Origin of the sequence: Lutibacter oceani (assembly GCF_003384935.1) — a bacterium.
Classification (GTDB): Bacteria; Bacteroidota; Bacteroidia; order Flavobacteriales; family Flavobacteriaceae; genus Lutibacter; species Lutibacter oceani.
The window spans coordinates 172218-197526 of the sequence record NZ_QTTQ01000010.1 but is presented as its reverse complement, the minus strand read 5'-3'; the positions used below and the strand labels follow the sequence as shown (position 1 = coordinate 197526).

Sequence of the window (25309 nt, the reverse complement as noted above, 5' to 3'; positions counted from 1 at the left end):
AAAATGAAAAAATTAATAGTATTATTCGCAGTAGCCTTTATGTCTTTTGGTACATACGCTCAAAATTCAATTTTCGATAAATTTGAAGATATGGACGATGTTTCATCTGTAATAGTTAACAAAGAAGCATTTAGAATGCTTGCAAAATTTAAAGGTGGAGGAGAAGAAGGTCAGGAATACCTGGAAATGGTTCAAAATTTAGAATCATTTAGAGTATTTACAACTGAAAATCTCCAAGTTGCACAACAAATGAATGACGTGGTTTCTAAATATTTAAAATCATCTAAATTGGTTGAATTAATGCGTGTAAAAGATGATGATACAAATGTTAAAATTTATGTACGTCAAGGTAAAGATGAAGACCATGTAAGTGAACTTTTAATGTTTGTAAGTGGTGCAGGAAAATATATGAAAGATTCTGATAGCCCTGTAAAAGCTGAATCTGTAATATTGTCTTTAACCGGAGAAATTGATTTAAACAAAATTTCAGAACTTACAGATTCGCATATTCCAAACAGTAGTAAGCATCTAAAAAAACAATAGTTTAACAAAAACAAAAATCGGTTAATAATTAACTGATTTTTGTTTTAATTTTTATAAACTAACTAAAAAATAAATTTGAACAGATGAAATCAATTATAAAATACACAGGATTATTACTAATTTTTGCTTTCACATTTATTGCGTGTGATAGTAATCCTTCATTACAAAAATATTATGTAGACAGTAAAGAGAATAACGAGTTTATTTCTATTGATTTACCTGCAAATATTTTAGAATTAAAAAATGATGAAGTTTCAGAAGATATTAAAACTACTTTAGAGACTATTAAAAAGGTAAACTTTTTAGCATTGCAATTAAATGAAACTAACAAAGATTTGTATGTTTCTGAAAAAGCAAAAGTAAACGCAATTTTAAAGAACCCTAAATACAAACAATTAATGCGTATGAATATGGGAAAAGGCAGTGTAAGTGTTAATTATTTAGGTGAAGAAAATGCAATTGATGAAATTGTTATATTTGGATCAGACAATAATAAAGGTTTTGCTGTTGTTAGGGTTATAGGAGAAAATATGAATCCAAATGATATTATGAAAATGGCAAACGATATTAAATTAGACGGAGATTCGGATCAATTAAAACAATTAGGTGGTTTATTTAGTAGCTTAAAATAAACCATCACTAAAATATTTTAAAAAAAGCCATACTTGATTCAAGTATGGCTTTTTAACTATCTATTAACTAACAAAAACAATTTTTATAGTATTTTTGATGCCTTAATTTAAACAGTACAAATGAAAAAAATAGTATTTCTGGTAGTTATATTTTTTGCTTTTTTCGCAAATGCTCAAAACAACCCTTACCAACCTGAAAGAGAAAAAATTAATGATTTAATTCATACCAAATTAAAAGTCGATTTTAATTTTGAAAAAAGTCAATTAAATGGTGAAGCCTGGATAACTTTAACACCACATTTTTACCCAATAAATAAAGTTACTTTAGATGCTAAAGCATTTAAAATAAATGAAGTAAAAGTAAATAACACTAAAGCAGCATTTAATTATTCAGATAATGAATTAACTATAGAACTTGGAAAAAACTATAAAAAAGGAGAAGAATATACTGTTTACATAAATTATATTGCTAGGCCAGAAGAAGTTACGCAAAAAGGAAGTGCTAATATTAAAGAAGCAAAAGGATTGTATTTTATAGATCCTAAAGAAGAAGATCCTGAAAAACCTACACAAGTTTGGACACAAGGTGAAACGGAGGCAAGTAGTTGCTGGTTCCCAACAATAGATGCACCAAATCAAAAAACTTCACAAGAAATTTATATGACTGTTCCTGAAAAATTTGTCACACTTTCAAACGGAACTTTAGAGTCTCAAACAAGCAATAATAATGGTACCAGAACCGATTATTGGAAAATGGATGAAAAACATGCTCCATATTTATTTTTTATGGGTGTTGGAGAGTTTAGTATCATAAATGATTCTTGGAATGGTAAAAAAGTGGATTATTATGTTGAACCTGAATACGCATCAGTAGCAAAAGATATTTTTGGAAACACACCTGAAATGATAACGTTTTTTTCTGATTTAACAGGAATTCAATACCCTTGGGATAAATACAGTCAAATTGTTGTGAGAGACTATGTGAGTGGTGCTATGGAAAATACTACAGCAGTCGTTCATGCTGAAAATGCTCAACAAAAAAAAGGGCAATTAATTGATAATAATGAGTGGGAAGGAACAATTGCACATGAATTATTTCATCATTGGTTTGGAGATTTAGTAACTACAGAAAGCTGGGCTAATTTAACTGTAAATGAATCCTTTGCAACATATAGCGTGTATTTATGGTATGAATATAAATATGGGAAAGACAAAGCTGCGGCGCATATGTATGAAGATATACAAACTTATTTGGAAAGCGAAAGTGAAGATAAAATACTTGTTCGCTTTAATTACCATGATAAAGAAGATATGTTTGATACGGTAAGTTACCACAAAGGAAATGCTATTTTACATATGTTGCGTGATGTTTTGGGTGATGCTGCTTTTTTTCAGGGATTACAAAAATATTTAAACGATCATAAATTTGGAACAGCTGAAGCTCATGAGCTTAGATTGGCTTTAGAAAAAGTAAGTGGTAAAGATTTAAACTGGTTTTTTAACCAGTGGTATTACGGAAGCGGACATATAAAAGCAACAGTTACATATGATTATAATACAATTAATAAAACAGTTACTGTTAATATTAATCAACAAGAAAAAACATTTACATTTCCATTGTCAATAGATATTTATGAAGAAAATGGTAAAACCAGCCATAATGTTTGGGTAGATAATACACAGAATTCTTTTACATTTCCGATTAATAAAATGCCTAAATTAATTAATATTGATGCAAAACACGTTTTATTAGCTGAATTTACTGAAAACAAAACTTTGGATAATTTTATTTTTCAGTTTAATAATGCACCTCATTATTTAGACAGGAGATTGGCTTTAGAAGAAATTGTTAAACATCAAAAAGATAATAAAGAAGCTTTAAATACAGTTGTAAAGGCTTTTAACGATCCGTATTATGAAATAAGAGTTTTTGCGTTGGATAATTTAGATTTATTTCAAAAGTATAATAAAAGAGATATTATTGCTAAAGTTGAAAAACTTGCTCAAAACGATGAGAAAACTTTAGTAAGAGCAGCAGCAATTGGAGTTTTAGGAAAATTAGTTGAACCTATTTATAAACCTTTATTTGAAAGAGGTTTTGAAAGCGAATCGTATGCACTTATAGGTAGTTCATTAACTTCATTATATCAAATTGATAAAGAAGCAACAATTGCTAAAATAAATTCATTAAGCGCTGATATAAAAGAAAGTTTAGCTGATGCTATTACAACAATTTACATTCAGGAAAAGGATAAAACAAAATTACCTTTTATAGCAAATCATGTATTAAAAGGAATGTTTTTAACTCAAAACCCAAGAACACAACAAGTTTATGGAGAAGCTTTTAAATGGATTGCTGAAAGCGACAATAAAGAAGCTATAGAAAACCTTACAAATGATTTTGTGAAATTAGGATTGCAGTATAAAAAATACAATTTTGATAAAATGGCTATTAATATGTTAAATCAAATTGTATATATGCAACAGCAAACTACAAATACAAATAAAGAAGAATTGATTGTAATTTTAAAAACTGGAATGGCTAAGTTAATTGAGTAAACCTTATTTTATAGTATTAAAATTTAACAAAAAGCTTCTAATTAATTAGAGGCTTTTTTGTTTAATTAAATCTCATATTTAAAAAAGGAAATAACTAATTTTTGTAATTTTTAAATGTCCCATCTTTAAAGAAAATAACGATTCTATCAATTTCTACTGAAGAATTTGGTTCTTGTATCATTTTTTCTTTAATAATTGTTCCTGATTCATTTGTTGGAAATAGGCTAGGAGTACTTGCCTTATTTTCTATTTCTTTAGGAAATTTACCAACACCATTTAAAAGCCAATACAATTCAACTTCAGGAAAAACTTTTAATATTTTTAAAACAAAATCTAAACTAGGTTTATTTCTACCTGATAGAATATGAGAAATACTTGAGCGTTGTACTTCAATTTTTTCGGCTAATAAAGCTGCAGAAATTTCGTAATAATCTATAATTATTTTCAGCCTTTTTGCAAACTCTTCAACGTTTACCATTGTAAATTATATTTAATATTACAAATGTAAATTATTTAAAATAAAACACAAAGTATTGTTTGGTTAATTTAATATAAATGCAAAAAAATACTAAATACATACTTTACATAAGATTTCTTATATATATGGTAATTAGTATTTTAAGATATTTTAATAAAGAATCCCTATATTGAATTTTAAGAACGTTTGACTATATAATAAATAGCACAAAAATTAATTACAATTGTATATTCTTTCAAAACATTATCTGTATACAAATGTAAACTTTTGATTATTTACATTTGTAAAATGAATTTGATAAACAAACAAAAGATTGAGCACTGGTATAGCTTAAATTTTGAACAAAATATTTCAGGAAGAAGGGTTTTATTTAATGATATAAAACCACTTATAGAAAAACTATCCAATAAATTTAAAAAAGAGATTATTGGATATTCTGAAAATAATATACCTATTTATAAAATATCAATTGGTAATGGTAAAATAAAAATACTTTCATGGTCTCAAATGCATGGGAACGAAAGTACAGGAACAAAAGCATTATTTGATTTATTTAACTTTTTTGAGAATAGTGGTGATTTAAAAGCTATTGAAGAGCACATTCTAAAACGTTGTACATTACAATTTATAATATTATTAAATCCTGATGGAGCTATTAACTTTACAAGAGAAAATGCTAATAAAATTGATTTAAATAGAGATGCTGTTGATAGAAAGGCTGTTGAAAGCAATTTATTAAGAACAACGTTAGACAATTTTAATCCTAAATTTTGCTTCAATTTACACGATCAGCGGAATATTTTTAATGTTGAGGGTACCCAAAACCCAGCTACAATATCTTTTTTAGCACCTTCAGAAGATGTTGAAAGAACTATTACTAAAGGTAGAATGGAGACCATGAGCGTAATTGTTGCAATGAATGATTTCCTGCAGCAGTTTATCCCTAATTGTATAGGAAGATATACCGATGAATTTTACCCAACAGCTACAGGAGATAATTTTCAAAAATTAGGACATAACACTATTTTAATTGAAGCTGGACATTTTAAAGATGATTATTCAAGAGAAATTACAAGGAAATATAACTTTTATGCCTTGTTAAATGGCTTATATTTTATTGCTACCACAAATAATTTCACAAATTTTAAGCCTTACTTTAAAATTCCAAATAATGATAAAATGTTTTTAGACATTATTTATAAAAATTTAAAAGTTCCTGAAAATAATTCTGAAACCATTACAGATGTAGGGATTCAATATAAATTTAAAGTCGAAAATAATAAGCTTATAAAGTATAAGTGTATAGAAAAAATTGGAGAGCTCACTAATTTTCACACGTATAACATCATAAATGCAGAAAAATTGAATTTTTATGAATTAAAATTATCAAATTCGTAAATAATTTATGCTATAATCCATTTTTTTTAATAAATTTGTCTAATTATTTTTATTTTCTATTAAAAACAAATCATGAAAAAATTCATTTTAGATGAAATTGATCATCAAATTTTAGATATTCTTATCGAAAATGCTAGAACTCCATTTACCGATATAGCAAAAAAGTTAGTAGTTTCAGCAGGTACTATCCATGTAAGGGTTAAAAAAATGGAGGATGAAGGGATTATAAAAGGATCTACTTTAACTTTAGATTATGAAAAAATGGGATATTCATTTATATCACATGTAGGTATTTACTTAGCTAAAACTTCTAAAACAAAGCAGGTTGTTAATGAATTAAGGAAAATTCCTAATATTACAGTTGCATATATTACAGCTGGTAAATACAATGTTTTTTGTAAAATTAGAGCAAGAGATACTACACATGCAAAAGAGATAATTTTTGAAATTGATGATATTGATGGAGTTTCCAGAACAGAAACAATGATTTCTTTAGAAGAAAGCATTAACGATAAAACTCGATTGATGCATTCAATATTTAGAGAAATTTAAATAAAGAAATATTTTAATTAAATACCTTATTATTACTCAATAATAAGGTGTTTTTTTATTCGGTTATCATTACATTTTATTTATGCCAATATACTAATGAGAGCTACTAATAAATCAATTAAAAGATTAGTTTTTAATAAAAAAGATTATTCTAACAAACAATTAATTGAATTATACAAATTAATGTTGAAACCTCGTTTAATAGAGGAAAAAATGTTGATTTTACTTCGGCAGGGAAAAATTTCTAAATGGTTTTCAGGTATTGGACAAGAAGCCATTTCAGTTGGAATTACTGCAGCTTTAAAACCTGATGAATATATTTTACCAATGCACCGAAACTTAGGTGTATTTACTTCAAGAAAAATTCCTTTACATAAACTTTTTTCTCAGTGGCAAGGAAAAAAAGGTGGTTTTACAAAAGGGAGAGATCGTTCATTTCATTTTGGCACTCAAGAGTTTAAAATTGTAGGAATGATTTCCCATTTAGGTCCTCAATTAGGAGTTGCAAATGGAATTGCTTTGGCAAGTTTACTTAGAAAAGAACAAAAAGTTACTGCTGTATTTAGTGGAGAAGGAGGCACAAGTGAAGGTGATTTTCATGAAGCTCTAAATGTTGCTGCAGTTTGGAATTTACCAGTACTTTTTTGTATAGAAAATAATGGCTATGGCTTATCAACACCTTCAAACCAGCAATTTAAATGTGAAAATATAGCAGATAAAGGCATTGGTTACGGTATTGAAAGCCATATTATTGAAGGTAATAATATTTTAGAAGTATTTACTACTGTAAATAAAATTGCTAAAAGCGTTCGTAAAAAACCGCGCCCCGTTCTATTGGAATTTAAAACCTTTAGAATGCGAGGCCATGAAGAGGCTAGTGGCACTAAATATGTTCCACAAGATTTATTAGACAGATGGGGAAGAAAAGATCCCTTAGAAAACTTTCATAGTTTTTTAAAAAAAGAAAAAATACTTTCAGAAAAACTTGACGTTTTAATAAAAGAGCAAATTATTATTGAAATTAATGAGCATTTAAAAATTGCGTTTAATGAAGAAGAAATTTCATCTTCTGTTGAAAATGAAATAAATGATGTTTACAAACACGTTAATTTTATTGAAACTAAACCAAGTAATGAAAGTAAAAACATGCGTTTGGTTGATGCAATCTCGTTGGGTTTAAAACAAAGTATGCAGCGTTTTAACGAACTTGTAATCATGGGGCAAGATATTGCTGAATACGGTGGAGTTTTTAAAATCACTGAAGGTTTTTTAGAAGAATTTGAGGCAGAAAGAGTTAGAAATACACCTATTTGTGAATCCAGCATTATAGAAACAGCGTATGGACTTTCAATAAACGGTGGCATTAAAGCTATTGTAGAATTACAATTTTCAGATTTTGTAACTTCTGGTTTTAACCCTGTAATAAATTTATTGGCAAAATCGTATTATAGATGGCAGCAAAAAGCAGCTGTTGTTTTAAGAATGCCGTGTGGAGCAGGAGTAAATGCAGGACCGTTTCATAGTCAAACCAATGAGGCTTGGTTTACAAAAACTCCAGGTTTAAAAGTAGTGTATCCAGCTTTTCCATTTGATGCAAAAGGATTATTAGCAACAGCAATTGAAGATGAAAACCCTGTATTATTTTTTGAGCACAAGCTATTATATAGAACAATATATCAGGACGTTCCAACAAGTTATTATACCATTCCTTTTGGAAAAGCAGCAATTTTAAATGAAGGAATTCACATTAGTGTTATTGCTTATGGAGTAGCAGTACATTGGGTTTTAGAAGTTGTAAACAAACATCATATTTCTGCAGATATTATAGATTTAAGAACATTGCAACCACTTGATACTGAAACTATTTATAACTCGGTAAAAAAAACAAATAAAGTATTAATTGTACAAGAAGATACTTTGTTTGGAGGTATTGCATCAGATATTTCAGCATTAATTTCCGAGAATTGCTTTGAATATTTAGACGCTCCAATAAAACGCATAGGAAGTTTAGAAACACCAATTCCTTTCGCTAAAAACTTAGAAAATAATTTTCTTCCTAAAGATAAAATATATGATGAGATTATGTATTTATTGAATTTTTAACCAATTTAAATACTTCAATACTGATTTAAATCATACTATAGAAGAACTGTAACCAATAACTTTAGCATCATAAATTATAATTGTTATGATGCTAAAGGATAAAAAAGCCTTTTATAAAGTTTGTTTCGACTCTATGCAAGTTGGAATTCTTGTTTGTAATAGCAAGAAAGAAATTGTGTTGAGCAATAATCCATTATCTGAAATTTTTGGATACACTACAGAGGAAATTTATGCTAAAAACACAGATGAATTATTTGCTAATAATTCACTGCTGAACGAATTTATAGAGCACCCTAAAAAAATTAAATTCAAATCACTTTTAGAAGATTATGTTATTAATAAAGATGGAGTAAAAATACCAATTGAACTTAGCTTTGGAAAAATTGAATACGATAAAAAGCCTTATTACAAGGCTTTAATTTCTGATATTAGTAAAAGAAAACATAAAGAAATTGAAATTGACAATTTGAATGTAAAATTAGAAGAAGAAGTAAAACTTAGAAATATTGAATTAGAAAATGCTATCAAAAAATTAAAGGTTTCCTTAAATAAAGAAAAAGAACTAAACAATTTAAAAACTAAATTTATTACACTTGCTTCACACGAATTTAAAACTCCGTTAAGTGCTATTTTAACTTCCTCAGAACTAATTGTTAAATATGCAGATTTAGATAAAACAGAAAAAAGAGATGAGCATTTAGCAAAAGTTAAAATGATGATTACCCATTTAAATAATATGATTGACAGCTTGTTAACACTGGAGAATATTGAATCTGGAAATATTATTCCTTCCTTTTCATATTTTAATTTAGGTGATTTAATTAACGAATTAATTACAAATGCAAAACCATTATTATTAAATAATCAAAAAATTATTTTTATTAATAATTGTAATGTAACCGTTTTTCAAGATGCAAATATTTTCAAAATAATTATTACAAATATATTATATAATGCTATAAAATATTCAAGTGGAAAAAGTGAAATTAAGATTGATTGCTTTTTAAACAAAAAAGGGATACTTATAAGTATTAATGATAATGGGATAGGAATTCCAAAAGACGAGCAAAGCCTAATTTTTAAAAGATTTTTTAGGGCAAGAAATGTAGGTTATTATCCCGGAACTGGAATAGGTCTTAATATTGTTAAGGGCTATATAAATTGTTTAAAAGGAACTATTTCTTTTAAAAGTATAGAAAAAAAAGGTACAACTTTTTATGTACAATTACCTAAAATTGAAAGCTATGAACAAAAAGGTATTGTTAATTGAAGATGATAAAATTGTAAGGGAAAATACTGCTGAAATATTAGAACTTGCAAATTACCGTGTTAAAACCGCAGAAAATGGTAAAAAGGGAATTACTTTGGCATCATCCTTTTTACCTGATATTATTATTTGCGATATTTTAATGCCTGTTTTAGATGGGTACGGAGTACTTCAAATTATTTCTAAAAACCCAAAGCTAAAGCAAATCCCATTTATTTTTTTAACAGCTAAAACGCATCATGACGATTTAAGAAAAGGAATGGAGTTTGGAGCTGATGATTATATATGCAAACCTTTTGAAGAATCTGAACTTTTAAGAGCTATTGAAAGTAGAATAAAAAGAGTTGAAGTGTTTGAAAACAAAAAACAATTTGAACCTGAAAAATTGAACTCTCAAACTCCAATTTTTAAAAATATTAAAAACTTTGATACTTTTTTAAAGCAAAAAAAAGTATTTAAATATAAAATAAACGAAACCATTTATTGCGAAGACAACCAAAGTAACTTTATATTTTTAATTAAAAAAGGTGCGGTTAAAACATACAAAATAAATGAATTAGGAAAAGAATATATTACCGGGTACTATAAAGATAAACAGTATTTTGGGTATTTATCTTTTGTTAAAAAAATGCCTCACTTTGAAAATTCAAAAGCAATTACTAGTACCCAATTATACAAAATTAGTAAAGACGAAATAAGTGCTATAATAAACAACAATCCCCATGTTATTTATAATTTTATTGATTTACTGGCAGAAAATTTAATTGGTGCAAATGAGAAATGTTTATTACTGGCTTATGATTCTGTTAGAAAAAAAACAGCTACAACAATTTTAGATTTATTAAAAAAATATCCTTTAAAACTTGATAACGAACTAACCATAAGTCGCAGTAATTTAGCTAGTTCCATAGGTATAGCTAAAGAAACACTTATAAGAACGCTATCTGATTTTAAAGAAGAAAAATTGATTGATATAACTCCAAAAACGATTAAAGTAATTAATAAGCACAAGCTTCAAAAAATTCAATAATTATTTATTAAATATGATTACAATCAGTCTAAAAAATGATTGTGGTCATTGCAATTAGTTATTCGCTAAACTACTTTAGTATCATAAATTAAGTTCAATTATAGGTTTTACTTAAGTAAGGTTTGTAAAAAGAAAAAGAAGAAGGTTTTATAGCTCGAATTTTAAAACTCCATTAGTAATAAATACTTTACCAAAAAGTATTTATTTTAGTTGGAACATTAGGGTGAGAGTGAATATGGAGAATTGATTGTGTATCTCAAAAAATTTAGATGTTTTTGGATTAAATGTTTTGAAAACCTACAAGGCACAAAAAAAGTAATTCAAGTTAACTAATCTTCTTTAATGAATCCGAAGGGTTCTGAAAATAAACCTTTCGGATTCTTTAAACTCTTAAAATTAATGAATTATGAAACAAATTATCCCAAAACAAAACAAGTCATTTTACAATAGTAGTATTGAACAGCTACAAAATGAAACAAACGATTGGCTATCAGAAATTGAATTCATAAAAATAGAGCAAGAATTTTTAAATGAATTACTTACAGATTATATTATAGGTTTATGTGAAACTGACAATTTTAATAAAGCAAAACTGTTTTTAAATGGTATAGCTCACGAAAGTAAATTAGGAAGTGAGTTGAAAAAATCTATAAAAGACCATAGAATGAATTTAGCTTTGCTTCTTGAAAATATTTATTTAAAAAAAGAGAATGATTTTAGAAAAACACATGAACTTTTATTAAATGAAGTAAAAAATTATATACAAAATTTTAAATACATAAAACAGCAAGTATTTGAATTAGTTTTGTTTATAATGAAATTAGATAAAAAACAAAAATTATTAATGAAATAAAAATATAGCACTAATATGCTAGCCGTTTTTAAATTTTAGTTCTTTGAAATTAATATAAAAAAATCAGTTATTTACTTCAAATATTTCTTTTTAAAGTGGTGGGAATGATGATAAAAACTTGAGTTATAATTATTATAAAAAGATAATACATTGGGATAATAAATTTTTTATAATTGTCTTTTATATTTATTTTGAAAATAATAAAAATGATCTTAGAATTTGAAAACGGTTTAATAAAAACAAAAGTAAAATAACCGTTTTTAGGTTTTGATCTTTGATGTATTGTGTAATAAAAAACTAACAAGTCTTTATAATGATTAAATATGTACGTGATATTTAATTAAAAGATGCGTAGGTTATTTATTTAAACGTTTTAAATTAATTAATTTATTGGGGTGAAAATTAATTAATTTAGTAAATGTTTTGTACGAAATTCAATTATTGATTATAAAATTAAAATTTGAAAACGGTTTAGTAAAATATAAAAGTTAATAGTACCGTTTTTAGGTTTTTGGTCTTTGGGAAATTGTATAATAAAAAATTAACAAATCTTTAATAATAATTAAATATGTACGTGATATTTAATTAAAAGATGTGTGAGTTATTTATTTTAATCTAATAAATTTGTTGATTTATTGGGGTGAAAGTTGACAAATTTAGTAGATACTATACAAAATTCAGCAATCAATTAATAAACAGATAAAGACTTAAAAACGGTTTTTTTTAATGAACCTTCCAGTTAAATTTTTCAAAAATAAATTTCCAATTATCAGGAAAACTCGCCTTAATTAAAATTACATTTTTATTAAAAGGATGCACAAATTTTATTTCAAAAGCGTGTAAAAATAAATTTGAACAATTAAATTCATTTTCAAACATGCGGTTATGAAAACGATCACCATATTTATAATCTCCCACAATAGGATGGCTAATTTTATTCATATGAATTCTTAGTTGATGCATTCTTCCAGTTGAAGGTTTTAATTTAACTAAGCTGTACCTGGAATTATTATACGGATGTACAGGTATTTTAAGTTCAATATTTTGTAATGGTTCACAATATGTTTCAGCTTCTTTATAAAGTTTAGTATCAGGATTTTTTACAGGAGAATTTAACAACACATTTTCTTTAAAAAAACCACGTACAATGCCAAAATAGGTTTTTTCAATAGTATCTGAATTAAACAATTCCTGAAAAACGGAAACATGTTCTTTTTGCTTAGATAAAACCAATACACCTGAAGTTTTTCTATCCAGCCTATGTACAGGATAAAAGTCATTTCCAAACTGTTTTTTTAGTAAATTTAATAAAGTATCATCTTTAATATTTCTAGCGTAGTATGAATTATGAATTAAAACATTATTAGGTTTATTTACTATAATAATATAGGAATCTTCAAAAAGAATTTCAATTTTCATTCAGCAAATATACACTTTCAAAAGGTTGAATTTTAACATAAAAAATTTATTCAAAAAATAAAATGAATTAAGGAATTGTATACCTTTGATAAAAGTATTTAACTAAAAAAAATAACTTAACAAAAAAGAAAATGAAAAAAACAGTACTATTTGCTGTAATGGTTTTCACACTTATTTCTTGTGGAACTCCAAAAACAGTAATTCAATCTAAAAAAGTAATAAAGGGCTATTGGTCTTTAAACACTATTTCATACAGTGAAAGTGGAAACTATAATGTTTCCTTATTAAATGATGCTTCATCTACTTGTTTTGAAGGAAGTACTTGGAGATTTATACCAAATAACAATACGGGTTTATATACAATAAATAACGAAACTTGTTTAATTGGTGATCGTAATTTTGTGTTTACAATTCAAGAAGTTGACAAAGAAACTGGTTTGTATGATTTTTTATTAAAGCCTACAGATTCAAAAAATAAATCTGCTGACAATAAAGGGTTTAGATTAAATTTAACGCAATTATCAGATACAACAATGCAATGGGAACAAACTATTATGTTAGCAGGAAAACCATTTATAATTTATATGAATTTTAATAAAATAAGCGAATAATGAAAACAATAAAAAATATATTAAGTATCACATTATCATTATTTTTAATGATAAATTTAAGTAGTTGTGAAGCAACAAAAAACGCAAGTAATACTCAAAAAGGTGGTGTAATTGGGGCTACTGGAGGAGCTATTCTTGGTGCTATAATTGGAAACAATGTTGGAAAAAAAGGTAGTGGTGGAGAATTAGGTGCTGTAATTGGTGGAGTAGTTGGTGGAGGAGCCGGTATCCTTATTGGAAAAAAAATGGATAAACAGGCACAACAAATTGAAGAAGAAATTCCAGGTGCAGTGGTTGAACGTATAGATGATGGTATTGTAATTACTTTTGATGAAAACAGTGGTGTTTATTTTGACACAAACAAATACAATATTAATGCAAATTCTGAAGTATTATTAAATAAACTTTCAGGTATATTGTTAGAGTATCCAGATACAAACGTTTTGGTTGTTGGCCATACAGATAGTACAGGAGCTGATGAATACAATATGACACTTTCTAAAAACCGTGCATTTGCTGTTACCAATTATTTTACACAAACTAAAGGATTAGCCGCAACTAGATTTACAACAAACTGGTTTGGTGAAGAACAACCAATCGCAGATAATAATACTGTTGAAGGTCGTTCTAAAAACAGAAGGGTAAATATTGCAATTTTACCAAACGAAAAAATGAAAGAAGATGCTAAAAAAGAAGCAGGTACAAACTAATTAAATAGATTACTGAAAAAGTTGTTTTTAAAGTAACTAAACATTTATATGATAAAGTACTTTTTAAACAATTTTTTTTTTGAATTAAATTTCGATACTTTCTTTAAATATGTCAGCAGAAATATTAAGCTATTTTAGCACAATACAATTGTCCAATTTTGAGTTATTTTTAGCATTTTTAGGTGCATTTTTATTAGGTGTAGGTAAGGCTGGTATTAAAGGAATTGGAGTGGTTATTGTTATTATAATGGCAATTGTTTTTGGTGGAAAACCATCAACAGGTGTATTAATTCCAATGATGGTGTTAGCTGATATTTTTGCTGTAATTTATTATCACAGGCATACACAATGGAAATATTTAGTAAAACTGTTACCAACAATGGTAATAGGTGTATTATTAGGTGTTTGGTTTGGTAACGATATTTCAGATGCTGTTTTTAAACAATTAATGGCTGTTTTAATACTAGGTATTGTTATTTTAATGATTTTTATGGATCGAAAAAAATCTGATGTGGTGCCACAAAATCGTTTTTTTTCTAATAGTATTGGGCTTTTAGCTGGTTTTACTTCAATGATAGGAAATTTAGCGGGTTCATTTTCAAACATTTATTTTTTAGCAATGCGCTTACCAAAAAATGAGTTTATTGGTACGGCTGCCTGGTTATTTTTTGTAATTAATGTATTTAAATTACCGTTTCATTTTTTTATTTGGAAAACGGTTTCTAAAGAGAGTTTATTAATAAATGTACTGTTAATTCCAGGAATTATTTTAGGATTTTTTGCAGGTGTAAAACTTGTTAAATTAATTAATAATGAAGCATACCGCAAATTTATTTTAATAGTAACTGCTGTTGGAGCACTCGTAATTCTTTTTAAATAAATTGAATTAAAATGGAAGAATACTTTTTTCAATGTCCGTATTGTTGGGAAGAAATTTCCATGTTATTTGATACTTCAATAAGAAATCAACAATATATTGAAGATTGCGAAGTTTGCTGCAATCCTATTGAAATTAATCCTCTTTTTCAAAATGGAGAACTCATTAATTTAGAAATTAATAGTATAGAGCAATAGTATTTCAGTAAAATTAATGAATACCAATAGCCTGTTTTAATTGAGAAACAGATTGCATTCCAGATTGTCTCCAAACTTGTTTTCCCTGTTTAAAAACGATAAATGTAGGAACTCCCTGAACCTGATATTTTGCTGCCAAAGCCTGATTTGCATCTACATTAATTTTTATAATACTAATCTTGTCTTTTAGTTCAGACTTTAATTGTTTTAAAACAGGAGCCATAGATTTACAAGGTCCACACCAATCTGCTGTAAAATCAACTAAAACAGGAACTTTTTGATTGATAATATCATTGAATGATTTTTTCATTTTAGTATTTTTTTAGTAATACTTAAAGTTACAAAACAAAAATTAATAGGAGGGGTATTAATTGGTATTTTCAACCATAGCTTTAGTTTGTTCCTTAACTGTTCTTAAATAAAAAAGTATAGCAATAGATAAAGCACTACAAATTAAGAACCCCATAAATAGAGGTAAAGCTGTACCTGAAACAAACCTGCCAATAAAGGTGCTTATTGGAACAGCCATTATTGTTGAAATAAACCCTGTAATTGCGGCTCCAATTCCGGCAATATGTCCAATAGGCTGCATTGCCAGTGCTCTTAAATTCCCAAACAAAAAACCAATAGCAAAAAATTGCAACCCTAAAAAGGTTAATAAAATAACGATGCTCGGATTAGGAGTACTATAAAATAAAACGCTATAAATTAAAGACAAACCAAAAAATGCAATAAGTGAATAGATTACCATTTTTTCCATTCCAAATTTTAAAACAAGGGTTCCATTTAAAAAAGTAGCAGTTCCTATGGAAATTGCAATCCCAGCAAATATATATGGAAATTGCTCTTTTAAATCGTATTGAATTTGAAAAACTTGTTGTGCTGTACTTAAATACACCATAAAAGAACCTGTAATAAACCCAGAAATAATGGTATATCCAACAGTTGCTTTAGATTTTAAAATTTCCTTTAAACCGTTAACAAAAATATGACTTGTAAATTTTATCCGTTGCTCAATATGTAAAGTTTCCGGTTGTCTTTTCCAAAACCAAAAAGAAACTAAAGCACTAAATATCAGCTGAATATAAAATATTGCTTGCCAATTATAATGATCAAGTACAAATTTTCCCATGGCAGGGGCAATGATAGGTATTAATAGAAAAACTACAGTTATAAACGACATAATTCGTGCCATATAATCTCCGTTATAAGTATCACGTACCATTGCAATACTAATAGTTCTTGGTGCAGAAAGTCCAATTCCTTGTAAAATTCTTCCAGCAACCATCATTTCTAAACTTTCTGAAAAAACACAAATAAAACTGGCGATAATAAAAATACCAAACCCCATATAAACAATGGGTTTTCTACCTAAACTATCTGAAATAGGACCAAAAACTAATGGCCCAAGTCCAAGTCCTAAAAAAATCATAGTTATTAATAGCTGATTATCAACTACATTAACAGTACCAATTGAGATTCCAATTAAATCCAGTGCTGGTAATAAAGCGTCTATGGCTAAAGCCACAACGGACATTAAAGAGGCCATTAATGCAATAAATTCTAATTGGGAAGGATTCTTTTTTAACATTTTGCAAATGTACATTAAATGTGTTTTAACGAATGTATTTTTTTATTGTTAAAAATGATAGTTCAATAAGAATTTGTAATTTGCAAATATAAAAGTGTGGTTATTAACTTACTAAAAAAGAAAAATAAATACTTTATGAAATCAACGAATACAATTGAAGAAAAATTTATTCACGTAGTTTTCTTTTGGCTGAAAAACCCAAACGATGAGAATGATAGAAAGGAATTTGAAAATTCTATGAATAAGTTTTTAAATTCTTCAGTTTATGCAAAAAACAAACATTTTGGAAAACCAGCCAATACCAACAGACCAGTTATTGATAACAGTTATACATATTGTTTAAAAGTTACTTTTAATAATTTGGAAGAACACGATTTATACCAAGTTGAACCAGCACATAAATTATTTATTTCGGAAGCTTCTAATTTATGGGAGCGGGTTTTAATTTACGATTCAGAAAGTTAGAAGTTGAGTTTATATTATAATAGTAGGTTAATAATATAAAAACTCTATTTAACATAATATAAATTATAATACAAATTATGACATTTTCATTTATACAGTGGTTTAGCCATTTGTAAGTTATAATTGAATATTATGTTAAATATCCCAGAAGCTTCTTATTTCTTTACGATATTCAGTACTTGAGTAAAGAAAATTTCAAATACGTGATTCTAAGGATAGTAGCATTTTAACTCAATTTGTAATTATAATTTGCCATTATGCTAAATTGCCGCTGTCAATCACTTTATTGTTTTGTAAAACCAAATTGTTATCACAATTTATTTTACACACAATTTGCAGCCGCTTGCCAACGCCAAAAAAAGCAATACTTTTAGTTTTATAATTACGCTCTGATTAAAATTGAATATTCTCGTTCTAAAAGTTTTCAGAATGTTTTTAGTTTTGTTGGCGCAACAGTTTAAAATTACTGTGCCAGATAATTTCTAAACACTTGCTTAAATTTAGTTCCAAACAAGCTTCTTTCATTATGCCTATCTTTTTTTCTTGATAAAAAAAGAAACAAAAAAATCAAGGCTGCATAAAACTTTGGAAACAATTAACGGCTTACTCGCTATATTTTAGGAAACATTTGAATACCTAATTTTATTTTAAACTAGCTGTAAAATTCTAATAACCAACAATATGCATTACTAAATCCCTAAAATATGTACGCTCACTCGCCTATTGTTTTAGCCAAAGTTTTATGAGGCCAAGTATTTTACATAATAAAATCTCTTAACTTGATTTAGATTACAATGGAACATCTCGTATTAAGCAGTTGCAACAGCTTTAATCATACCTTTAACTTCTCTATTAGATGTTATTATTCCTAAACTTAATAAGATATTTGTGAATTCTAAGTTAATAGGATTACTACTAATCTTAGCCTGTTTCCTAGACTTTATGAGTCTATTATATGGATAACCTAATTGGCCTATTAAGTTCTTAGCTTCACTCCTATCTAGGCTATTTGCATTCAAATTAAATAATTGTATTCTATATTCATTAGAATTACTTTTAGTAAATAAACCATACAGAAGACTATAACTTAAACCGCTAACTTTTTCATTTACATATACTTTAGTCGCTGAAGTAGCAATTACAGTATTCTCTATTATATCATTTTCAGCCAAAGTATCTAAAAATTGTTTTTTTTGTGCATCAATTAAAATTGTAGACTGTAAGATAGATGAATGGTCTTCTTCATCCATTTCATATTCATCATACGCTTTTATATAAGTTGAAAAACTTCTTTCGATAAACTTAATATGCAGGTCAGAAAAATTATCTTTTGTCTTATCATAGTGATTTACAGATAAGGTAATAAACTTAGATTCAATCATGGACTCTACCTTCTCATAAGAAAGCTTTTCAAACGCTAATAGTTTACTCCATGAGCTATGATAACATTTTCTTAGGGATTTATGACTTTCTAAGTCTAAATCGTCACAATAGATTATTGCCAAAGCAAGTTTCTTCTTAGTTTCATCATCATCTTTTAACGATGATAAATTACTCTTAGTTAATTCTTTAAAAACATCTTTATTATTTAAATAGTTGATTAAAATACTATCTAAATTTTCATTCTCGTAACTATTAAAATAATCCATTACATTTTCCCAACTCGGTGTAATTGCAAATTGATTTAAAATTTCTTCTTTTATTTCAATTTCATCAAATTCAGATAGATACTGGAAAACGGGCAAAGTCGATTCTAAAATTAACTTTTTTGTCATAACAGTCAAGTCAGAATTATTCAAAAGCAATATAAGCGATTTGGCCGATTCTGAAGTATTCTCTTCTAAAGCTAATAAAACAGATGTTACATAAATTTCAATTTTTTTATCAATATAAGCTATTGTGAATTCGTTATCCAAATTCCTTATGGTAGTGTAATTTGAACTATTAAATTTATTTTCGCTTACAGATTCGTGGGTCGCAATAGCTAATAAATTAGTAGTATTAATTTCGTAATAGTCATTACTTAATACTAAGTCATATAGCTCTTCACTATTATAATGTAATTCAGATATGTCATTAAACTTGGTGTTAAAGCTATTTATAATGGATTTTAATTTTGCTGTATTATTTTTATCCTTAATTAAATCGCCAAGGTTGGATAATACAGAAAAATGCTGCTTGAAAGATTCTATATTGTTTAATTTATTTATATCTGGTAAAGTCGAATGAGTAAGAATAAGTTGAAAATATTCGTTAATTTTTTTCTCTGAGAATTTATTACTTTTTTTAACAATGAAATTCCAAAATCCTTGCCATATCTTAGGTATTTCTGTAAATAAAATACTATTATCTGTTTGATTACTTCTTTTATAACTATCAATGAACTCAATAACTATTTTGTGCTCAGATTTAAGAAGTTTTTTTAGAGACTTATATCTAGTTTCGTATTGATTTTTATTATTTAAAATATACTCTACAATTTGATAATTTAGAATAGCGACTTTTTCAAAATGATTTTCATTAATTTTTTTTATTACATTCTCTAACTTTTCAAGCTTATAATCGAAATCTAAACTTGAACCAGTTTTAACGTTTCTAATAAAAGTATAATCTCCTTTTGTAATACTTACTTCATGAAAAAGAGAAATATAATCTAAGTAATTTTCATTAACATACCCATTAACCAATAAACTTCTCATTAATAGACTATGTTCAAATTCCCCTAGATAATTACTAACGTCTTGATTCTGAAAAATTCGCTTTATGTCCCATCTTTTTATCTCTTCTTTTCGTTCATCAAGTATTTCATTTTGTTGTTTCAATTCCTCTAAATAACCGTCATTAAGATTATTTATTAGTTCGATTCTTTCGCTAAAAGTGTGACGATTATTTATCTCTTTTTCAACATCAGAAAATGACTTACCTAAAGACGTTTTAGTCGGATTATACATTCTATAAGAACTATTATAAACGAATGAGTTATATTTAATATCTTGTTCATCCATTAAGGCATTAAAATTATCTTCCTCAGAAAGCTTATCTAAAGTAACATCTTTACCTTCGATAAGAACGTTATAAGGATTATTTAGCTTACTTAATAGGGCGAATATATAAACATCTCTTAACTCTTTTTCATTATCTATTTTGTCTTTTTCAATGTTTGTAATGACTGTTTGATTTAGAGCAATTTCTTCATCCAATTTTGAAATAAAGTCTTTAATAAATACGTCTTTATTAGCTATAAAATTATACAAGTCTCCTTCATTTTTATGTAATCTTGCAAAATCTCTTGGATAAATGTTCTTGTAAATAACTATTGCAAGTAGATTGTCCTGAGTAAGCTCATGTTGAAGACTTTCTTTATAAACTAAATATTCTTGGAAGATATTTGTTAGCAAACGCATATCAATGTCATCAATAAATGTAACAACGTCATCAATGAAACTTTGTGAAAAGACACTAATTAAACCCTCTTCCTCAAGCAGTTCCGTAAGTTTATCGTTTGCGTTAGAAGGATTGATGAATGGAATAATAGGTATTATATAATCAAAGAATTTAATTCTTTCTTTCCCTTGAAACATGTCGTCTCTGATAGCATAAACAAAAACAATTTTTCTTTGAATAAGCTCACTATTATTTAACAGCAAATTGATTTCCCTTAATTTGGTGAAAATTTCCGTACTTCTAAATCTATCTAAGTCCTCAATAACTACTACATTAAATTTCGTCTTTTGAAAGAAATAAATAATTTCGTCTAGATGTTGGTTTAGTATGGACTTGTCCACATTTTCACCAAGTTCCAGCTCTCCCTTAATATTTATTTTACTTATACGTGAATTACCAAACGTTCTTATAAACCTAAAAATAATATTAGCCAATCCACTAAGAAAAATACCAATTATTAGAAATGAAGTAAAGTCTAAGTCTTTAAACGAAAATGTCCATGTTAAAGGGTTTATTTTACTAAAAACACCAAATTTCCACATAGATAAAGCAGAAATAAGCCATATAACAAAACCGAGTGCAGTAACTATTAATTTTTTGTTTGTTAAATTTATTATTCTCTTAAAACGAGAATCAGGAATTCTAGACGGTTTTACATGATAAATCATTTGTTGTAGAATACTAACCTCTAACAATCTTTCAAAGTTATCTTGACTTTGTTGAAAATGAATATTGTTATTTCCTTGTGATTTACTTTCCTCCTCGTCTATTATTTCGTCCTTAAACGACGCTAAAGAAATGTTTAAATAATCAAAATCATTATTTGGGTCTTCTGCCTTGTGTATATCTTGAAAAGTCCTAATTACCGTGCTCTTACCAGAGCCATATGTTCCTGTAAGTGCAATGTTTGTTATACCTTCGCTTGAAAGCGCACTATTGAGTCTATTTAGGTAAGGTCTAATTTTATCTATTTCTTTTTTAGATTTAAGAACTTTTGCAGCTAAAGAAGAAATTTGTTCAGGTTTCTCTTTTTCTTTAAAAAATATTTGTACAAAACTATATTGAAGTCTTTTTAATTTAGAAAAAAAGCTTTTTATGAATGAATCTTTTTCAGAGGGAGAAGTCGAAATAATGTTTTGTTTATTTTTTTTCATTTTTTTATTTCAAATTTAGAATACTAAAAAAGATTAATTAACCTTTTAACGAATTAGTTTTTAACATTTTATTGTTACTAAGTAGAATAAGTGTTAATATAAAATCCATTCCACACACATTACACTTCCCTCCTACGTCGCTTCGCATAAAAAGTGTTTACTCGCTACTCTATTATTTTTTAAATAAGTACTTGTGAATCTCCTAAAGTCGATTTCATTAACATTGTAGAAGTAACTTTTTAGTATAAAGTTTTCATTTTAATAAAAGTTACACTTTAATATTAACAAAAATTTATTAGACCGTTTATAGTAACTTTGTAATATGCCTACTGAAATTTCAAATAAAGAAATAAAAAGATTTCAAAATAAAATATTGAAATGGTATAAAGAAAATGGCAGGTATTTTCCTTGGAGAAAGAAATCGGCAACTAATTACGAACTTATAATTGTTGAAATTTTACTTCAAAGAACTAAAGCTGAAACAGTATCAAAATTCTTCAATGCATTCATTAAAAAGTACCCTTCTTGGAAGCAGCTAGGAAATGCAACAGAGCAAGAATTACAAAACTGTTTAAAACCTTTGGGCTTATATAAACAAAGAGGAACAGGATTGCATAAATTGGCACAAGAAATGAATAAACTTCACGGTAGATTTCCAAAAGATCGTTCGGAAATTGAAAAATTACCTGCAATAGGGAACTATATTTCGAATGCTATAGAGCTTTTTATTTTTAAAAAACCGAAGCCTCTTTTAGATGTAAATATGGCGCGAGTTTTAGAAAGGTATTTTGGTCCTAGAAAAAAATTGGAAATAAGGCGTGATTCTTATTTACAAGAACTATCAAAAAAAGTTGTTAATCATACTGCTATTAAAAAGATTAACTGGGGAATTTTGGATTTCGATGCAAAAGTGTGTTTGTCTAAAAACTCCAAGTGTTCTAGCTGTATATTATCAAAAAGTTGCTTTTTTTATAGTAAATTATAAACAATTCCTAAGTTATTAGTGAATAAATTACTAATTTTTAATTAGCTCCTTGAGGTTTAATTGCATTCCAAACTTTTATTTCATCTTCTAAAGAAATTCCTTCAATTATTTGCACATAAATTCCGTTGCTTATACCTGTTTTAATATCTTTTCGTTCAAAATCTTTTTCACCTTTTTTTATTTCTACAAAAGGGTTTTTAGTTTCCGGATCAAACTGTACCAAAGCTTCTTTAATAGCCAATACACTATCTGCTTTTGCTAAAATTATAGAAGCGTTTGCACTTAAACCAGCTCTAATAAACGTAGTGTCTTCTTTACTTAAAGTACCTTTAATTTCAAACTGAACAGCACCGTTTTCTAATTTTCCCTTTGGAGCTATATAATCTAAAACAGCATCAAATTTTGTGTTTTCAATAGCTCCAACAGTAATTTCTAATGGTAAACCTTCTTTAATTTTACCAATTTCAGATTCATCAACTTTTCCTTCAAAAATCATTTTATTAACATCAGCCAATGCAGCAATTGTAGTTCCTTCATTAAAATTATTGCTTTCAATAACTTGATTCCCAACTTCAACAGGCATTTCTAAAACCATTCCTGAAACTGTTGAACGAATTAATGTATTTGCTGAATTCCCCAAACCACTTGTTGAACCTGTTTTTACAATATCGTAATTTTGATTTGCAGCTTTAAAAGTTTGTTTTGCCTGATTGTAAGTAACTTCTACCCTTTCCAAAGCTTGTTTTGATATAACTCCTTTATCAAATAACCCTTTCTGACGATTGTAATTTTGTGTTTCATTATCTAAAGAAATTTTTGCCGTTTGAATGGCATTTTTAGCATTATTTAATGAAGATAAATTTGGAATTATTTTAATTTTAGCAATCAAATCATTTGCTTTTAATAGATCACCACCCTCTACGTAAATTTCCTCAATAACTCCAGAAATATTAGGTTTTATCAACACTTCTTCCAATGGTAAAATACTTCCAGTAGCTACTGTTTTTTTAACAATATTTTGAAAGGAAGCCTTTTCAGTTTTATAAACAACTGGATCTTCTGCATTTTTTTGATATAAATAATACATAGCAGCACTAAAAGTGATTACTATAAAAACTAAAACAAAAATTGTTACTGATTTTTTCATTGATTTTTTGTATTGTTAAATTGATATTTATTCATTTCGTAAAGCTTCAACAGGTTTTAATTTAATAGCATTTTGCGCTGGAATTAAGCCCGCCATCAAACCTGAAACTATTAATATTGTTAATGCTGTTATTATTACTCCTAAATTAACGCTAGGGTTTGCAAACATATCTATTGGCCCGGATAATACAATTATGTAATTAATAAGGTATATAAATAAAGCACCAAAAACGATTCCTGCCATTCCTGATATAATTGTTAAAAATACTGATTCTGTAAGAATTTGCCCCCTAATATTTCCTGGTGAAGCACCTAAAGCCCTTCTAATTCCAATTTCTTTTGTACGTTCTTTTACAACTATTAGCATAATATTACTAACTCCAATTATTCCTGATAACAACACCAAAGTTCCAACAAAATAAGCAATTACTTTAAGCGCCATAAATAACGACTCCACCCTGTTGTATTGTTGAAACAAATCGAAATGACCTACTGCCCTGGTATCATCTGGGTGAATTTTATGGTTCTTTTTAACAATATTAAAAATATCATTCTTAATGGCTGTTATTGGAGTTCCATCATTTGCTGTAATTGCCATCCAACCAACACGTTCTCCTCTATTAAATGCCTGTGAAAATGAAGTAAATGGAACATAAATTTGTTTTTGATCTTCTTCACCATCACCGCCAGTAGTTTTTTTCTTATAGGTTCCAATTACCATAAAATTAACACCTTGTATTTTTATATAAGTTCCAATAACTTCTTCACCTATATTATACAAACTACTTTTTACTCCCTCTCCTATAATTGCTACTTTTCTTTTCTCATTTATATCTGCATAATTAATAAACCTACCGGATGTTATATCCATTGGTTCTTGTTTAATAATTTCAGGATAATCTCCATAAACATTAAAAGCACCTACATTTAAACCTCTCACTACATTGTTTGCGCCTCTAAATCCACCTAACTGGTTGCGTGGTGAAACAAATCTTAAATTTGGGACATTTTCTCGTATGTCCTCAACATCATCTAAATCATAACTAAAACGCCTACCTTTTACCATACCTTCATAAGATTTAGTAACAGTTTGAGTCCACATAAACATCGTATTGGTAGCAATATCACCAAAATCTTGTTTTATACCATTTTCTAATCCTTTTCCAGCAGCAAGTAATAAAATTAAAATAAATATTCCCCAAAATACACCAAAAGCCGTTAATACAGTTCTCACCCAATTACTGGAGAGTACTTCTAAAATTTCGTTCCAACGGTCTCTGCTAAACATATATTAT

At 27.4% G+C, this 25309-nt stretch carries 22 protein-coding genes; 15 read left to right on the top strand and 7 right to left on the bottom strand.

What is annotated here, in order from left to right; translation table 11 throughout:
• Positions 1 to 3: 3 nt before the first annotated feature.
• From BX611_RS06380 to BX611_RS06370, 3 genes are all read left to right on the top strand, one after another.
• The gene (locus tag BX611_RS06380; RefSeq protein WP_115879341.1) at positions 4 to 543 is read left to right on the top strand and encodes a DUF4252 domain-containing protein; all 540 of its coding nucleotides are present in this window, start codon (positions 4 to 6) and stop codon (positions 541 to 543) included.
• Positions 544 to 626: 83 nt separating this feature from the next.
• Positions 627 to 1175: a DUF4252 domain-containing protein gene (locus tag BX611_RS06375; protein WP_115879339.1), complete on the top strand. Its 549-nt coding sequence runs from the start codon at positions 627 to 629 to the stop codon at positions 1173 to 1175.
• A 120-nt stretch (positions 1176 to 1295) separates the two neighbouring features.
• Positions 1296 to 3734 carry a M1 family metallopeptidase gene (locus tag BX611_RS06370; RefSeq protein WP_115879337.1) on the top strand — a complete coding sequence of 813 codons (2439 nt, stop codon included), beginning with the start codon at positions 1296 to 1298 and terminating at the stop codon, positions 3732 to 3734.
• Between the two features lie 94 nt (positions 3735 to 3828).
• On the opposite strand, the gene BX611_RS06365 is transcribed toward BX611_RS06370, so the two are convergent.
• Positions 3829 to 4212 (bottom strand): helix-turn-helix domain-containing protein, encoded by a 384-nt coding sequence (locus tag BX611_RS06365; protein WP_115879335.1) that lies wholly within the window; start codon positions 4210 to 4212, stop codon positions 3829 to 3831.
• 288 nt (positions 4213 to 4500) lie between these two features.
• Here BX611_RS06365 and BX611_RS06360 point away from each other — a divergent pair, with 288 nt between their 5' ends.
• The 6 genes from BX611_RS06360 to BX611_RS06335 all read left to right on the top strand — a co-directional run bounded on the left by BX611_RS06360 (position 4501) and on the right by BX611_RS06335 (position 11415).
• A complete protein-coding gene (locus tag BX611_RS06360) occupies positions 4501 to 5610 on the top strand; it encodes a M14 family zinc carboxypeptidase (protein WP_115879333.1) in 1110 nt (369 codons plus the stop codon).
• Between the two features lie 72 nt (positions 5611 to 5682).
• On the top strand, positions 5683 to 6162 hold the full coding sequence (locus tag BX611_RS06355) for an Lrp/AsnC family transcriptional regulator (protein ID WP_115879331.1): 480 nt from the start codon (positions 5683 to 5685) through the stop codon (positions 6160 to 6162).
• Between the two features lie 96 nt (positions 6163 to 6258).
• A complete protein-coding gene (locus BX611_RS06350; RefSeq protein ID WP_115879329.1) occupies positions 6259 to 8265 on the top strand; it encodes an alpha-ketoacid dehydrogenase subunit alpha/beta in 2007 nt (668 codons plus the stop codon).
• Positions 8266 to 8350: 85 nt separating this feature from the next.
• Positions 8351 to 9535: a PAS domain-containing sensor histidine kinase gene (locus tag BX611_RS06345; protein ID WP_115879327.1), complete on the top strand. Its 1185-nt coding sequence runs from the start codon at positions 8351 to 8353 to the stop codon at positions 9533 to 9535.
• Complete coding sequence (locus tag BX611_RS06340) at positions 9510 to 10562, top strand: response regulator (protein ID WP_162879982.1); 1053 nt, start codon at positions 9510 to 9512, stop codon at positions 10560 to 10562. Before BX611_RS06345 ends, BX611_RS06340 begins: the two co-directional genes overlap by 26 nt.
• Before the next feature lie 406 nt (positions 10563 to 10968).
• Positions 10969 to 11415, top strand: coding sequence for a hypothetical protein (locus tag BX611_RS06335; RefSeq protein WP_115879323.1), 447 nt, complete (start codon positions 10969 to 10971; stop codon positions 11413 to 11415).
• Positions 11416 to 12138: 723 nt separating this feature from the next.
• On the opposite strand, the gene BX611_RS06330 is transcribed toward BX611_RS06335, so the two are convergent.
• On the bottom strand, positions 12139 to 12834 hold the full coding sequence (locus BX611_RS06330) for a pseudouridine synthase (protein ID WP_115879321.1): 696 nt from the start codon (positions 12832 to 12834) through the stop codon (positions 12139 to 12141).
• 131 nt (positions 12835 to 12965) lie between these two features.
• Here BX611_RS06330 and BX611_RS06325 point away from each other — a divergent pair, with 131 nt between their 5' ends.
• From BX611_RS06325 to BX611_RS06310, 4 genes are all read left to right on the top strand, one after another.
• Complete coding sequence (locus tag BX611_RS06325) at positions 12966 to 13445, top strand: lipocalin family protein (protein ID WP_115879319.1); 480 nt, start codon at positions 12966 to 12968, stop codon at positions 13443 to 13445.
• The gene (locus tag BX611_RS06320) at positions 13445 to 14155 is read left to right on the top strand and encodes an OmpA family protein (RefSeq protein ID WP_115879317.1); all 711 of its coding nucleotides are present in this window, start codon (positions 13445 to 13447) and stop codon (positions 14153 to 14155) included. The genes BX611_RS06325 and BX611_RS06320 overlap by 1 nt, the downstream gene beginning before the upstream one ends.
• 109 nt (positions 14156 to 14264) lie before the next feature.
• Positions 14265 to 15035, top strand: coding sequence for a sulfite exporter TauE/SafE family protein (locus BX611_RS06315; protein WP_115879315.1), 771 nt, complete (start codon positions 14265 to 14267; stop codon positions 15033 to 15035).
• Positions 15036 to 15046: 11 nt separating this feature from the next.
• A complete protein-coding gene (locus tag BX611_RS06310) occupies positions 15047 to 15229 on the top strand; it encodes a CPXCG motif-containing cysteine-rich protein (RefSeq protein WP_115879313.1) in 183 nt (60 codons plus the stop codon).
• Between the two features lie 13 nt (positions 15230 to 15242).
• Here BX611_RS06310 and trxA read toward each other — a convergent pair whose 3' ends face one another.
• Positions 15243 to 15539, bottom strand: coding sequence for a thioredoxin (trxA, locus tag BX611_RS06305; RefSeq protein ID WP_115879311.1), 297 nt, complete (start codon positions 15537 to 15539; stop codon positions 15243 to 15245).
• Positions 15540 to 15596: 57 nt separating this feature from the next.
• Complete coding sequence (locus BX611_RS06300; RefSeq protein WP_115879309.1) at positions 15597 to 16820, bottom strand: multidrug effflux MFS transporter; 1224 nt, start codon at positions 16818 to 16820, stop codon at positions 15597 to 15599.
• Between the two features lie 135 nt (positions 16821 to 16955).
• Between BX611_RS06300 and BX611_RS06295 the strand changes: the two genes are divergently transcribed.
• Positions 16956 to 17285 (top strand): Dabb family protein, encoded by a 330-nt coding sequence (locus BX611_RS06295; RefSeq protein ID WP_115880455.1) that lies wholly within the window; start codon positions 16956 to 16958, stop codon positions 17283 to 17285.
• 809 nt (positions 17286 to 18094) lie between these two features.
• Here the strand turns inward: BX611_RS06295 and BX611_RS06290 are convergent.
• Complete coding sequence (locus BX611_RS06290) at positions 18095 to 21883, bottom strand: YobI family P-loop NTPase (RefSeq protein ID WP_115879307.1); 3789 nt, start codon at positions 21881 to 21883, stop codon at positions 18095 to 18097.
• A 322-nt stretch (positions 21884 to 22205) separates the two neighbouring features.
• Here BX611_RS06290 and BX611_RS06285 point away from each other — a divergent pair, with 322 nt between their 5' ends.
• The gene (locus BX611_RS06285) at positions 22206 to 22868 is read left to right on the top strand and encodes an HhH-GPD family protein (protein ID WP_115879305.1); all 663 of its coding nucleotides are present in this window, start codon (positions 22206 to 22208) and stop codon (positions 22866 to 22868) included.
• Positions 22869 to 22905: 37 nt separating this feature from the next.
• On the opposite strand, the gene BX611_RS06280 is transcribed toward BX611_RS06285, so the two are convergent.
• On the bottom strand, positions 22906 to 24015 hold the full coding sequence (locus BX611_RS06280; protein WP_115879303.1) for an efflux RND transporter periplasmic adaptor subunit: 1110 nt from the start codon (positions 24013 to 24015) through the stop codon (positions 22906 to 22908).
• A gap of 27 nt (positions 24016 to 24042) precedes the next feature.
• Positions 24043 to 25302 (bottom strand): ABC transporter permease, encoded by a 1260-nt coding sequence (locus BX611_RS06275; protein WP_115879301.1) that lies wholly within the window; start codon positions 25300 to 25302, stop codon positions 24043 to 24045.
• Positions 25303 to 25309 lie beyond the last annotated feature (7 nt).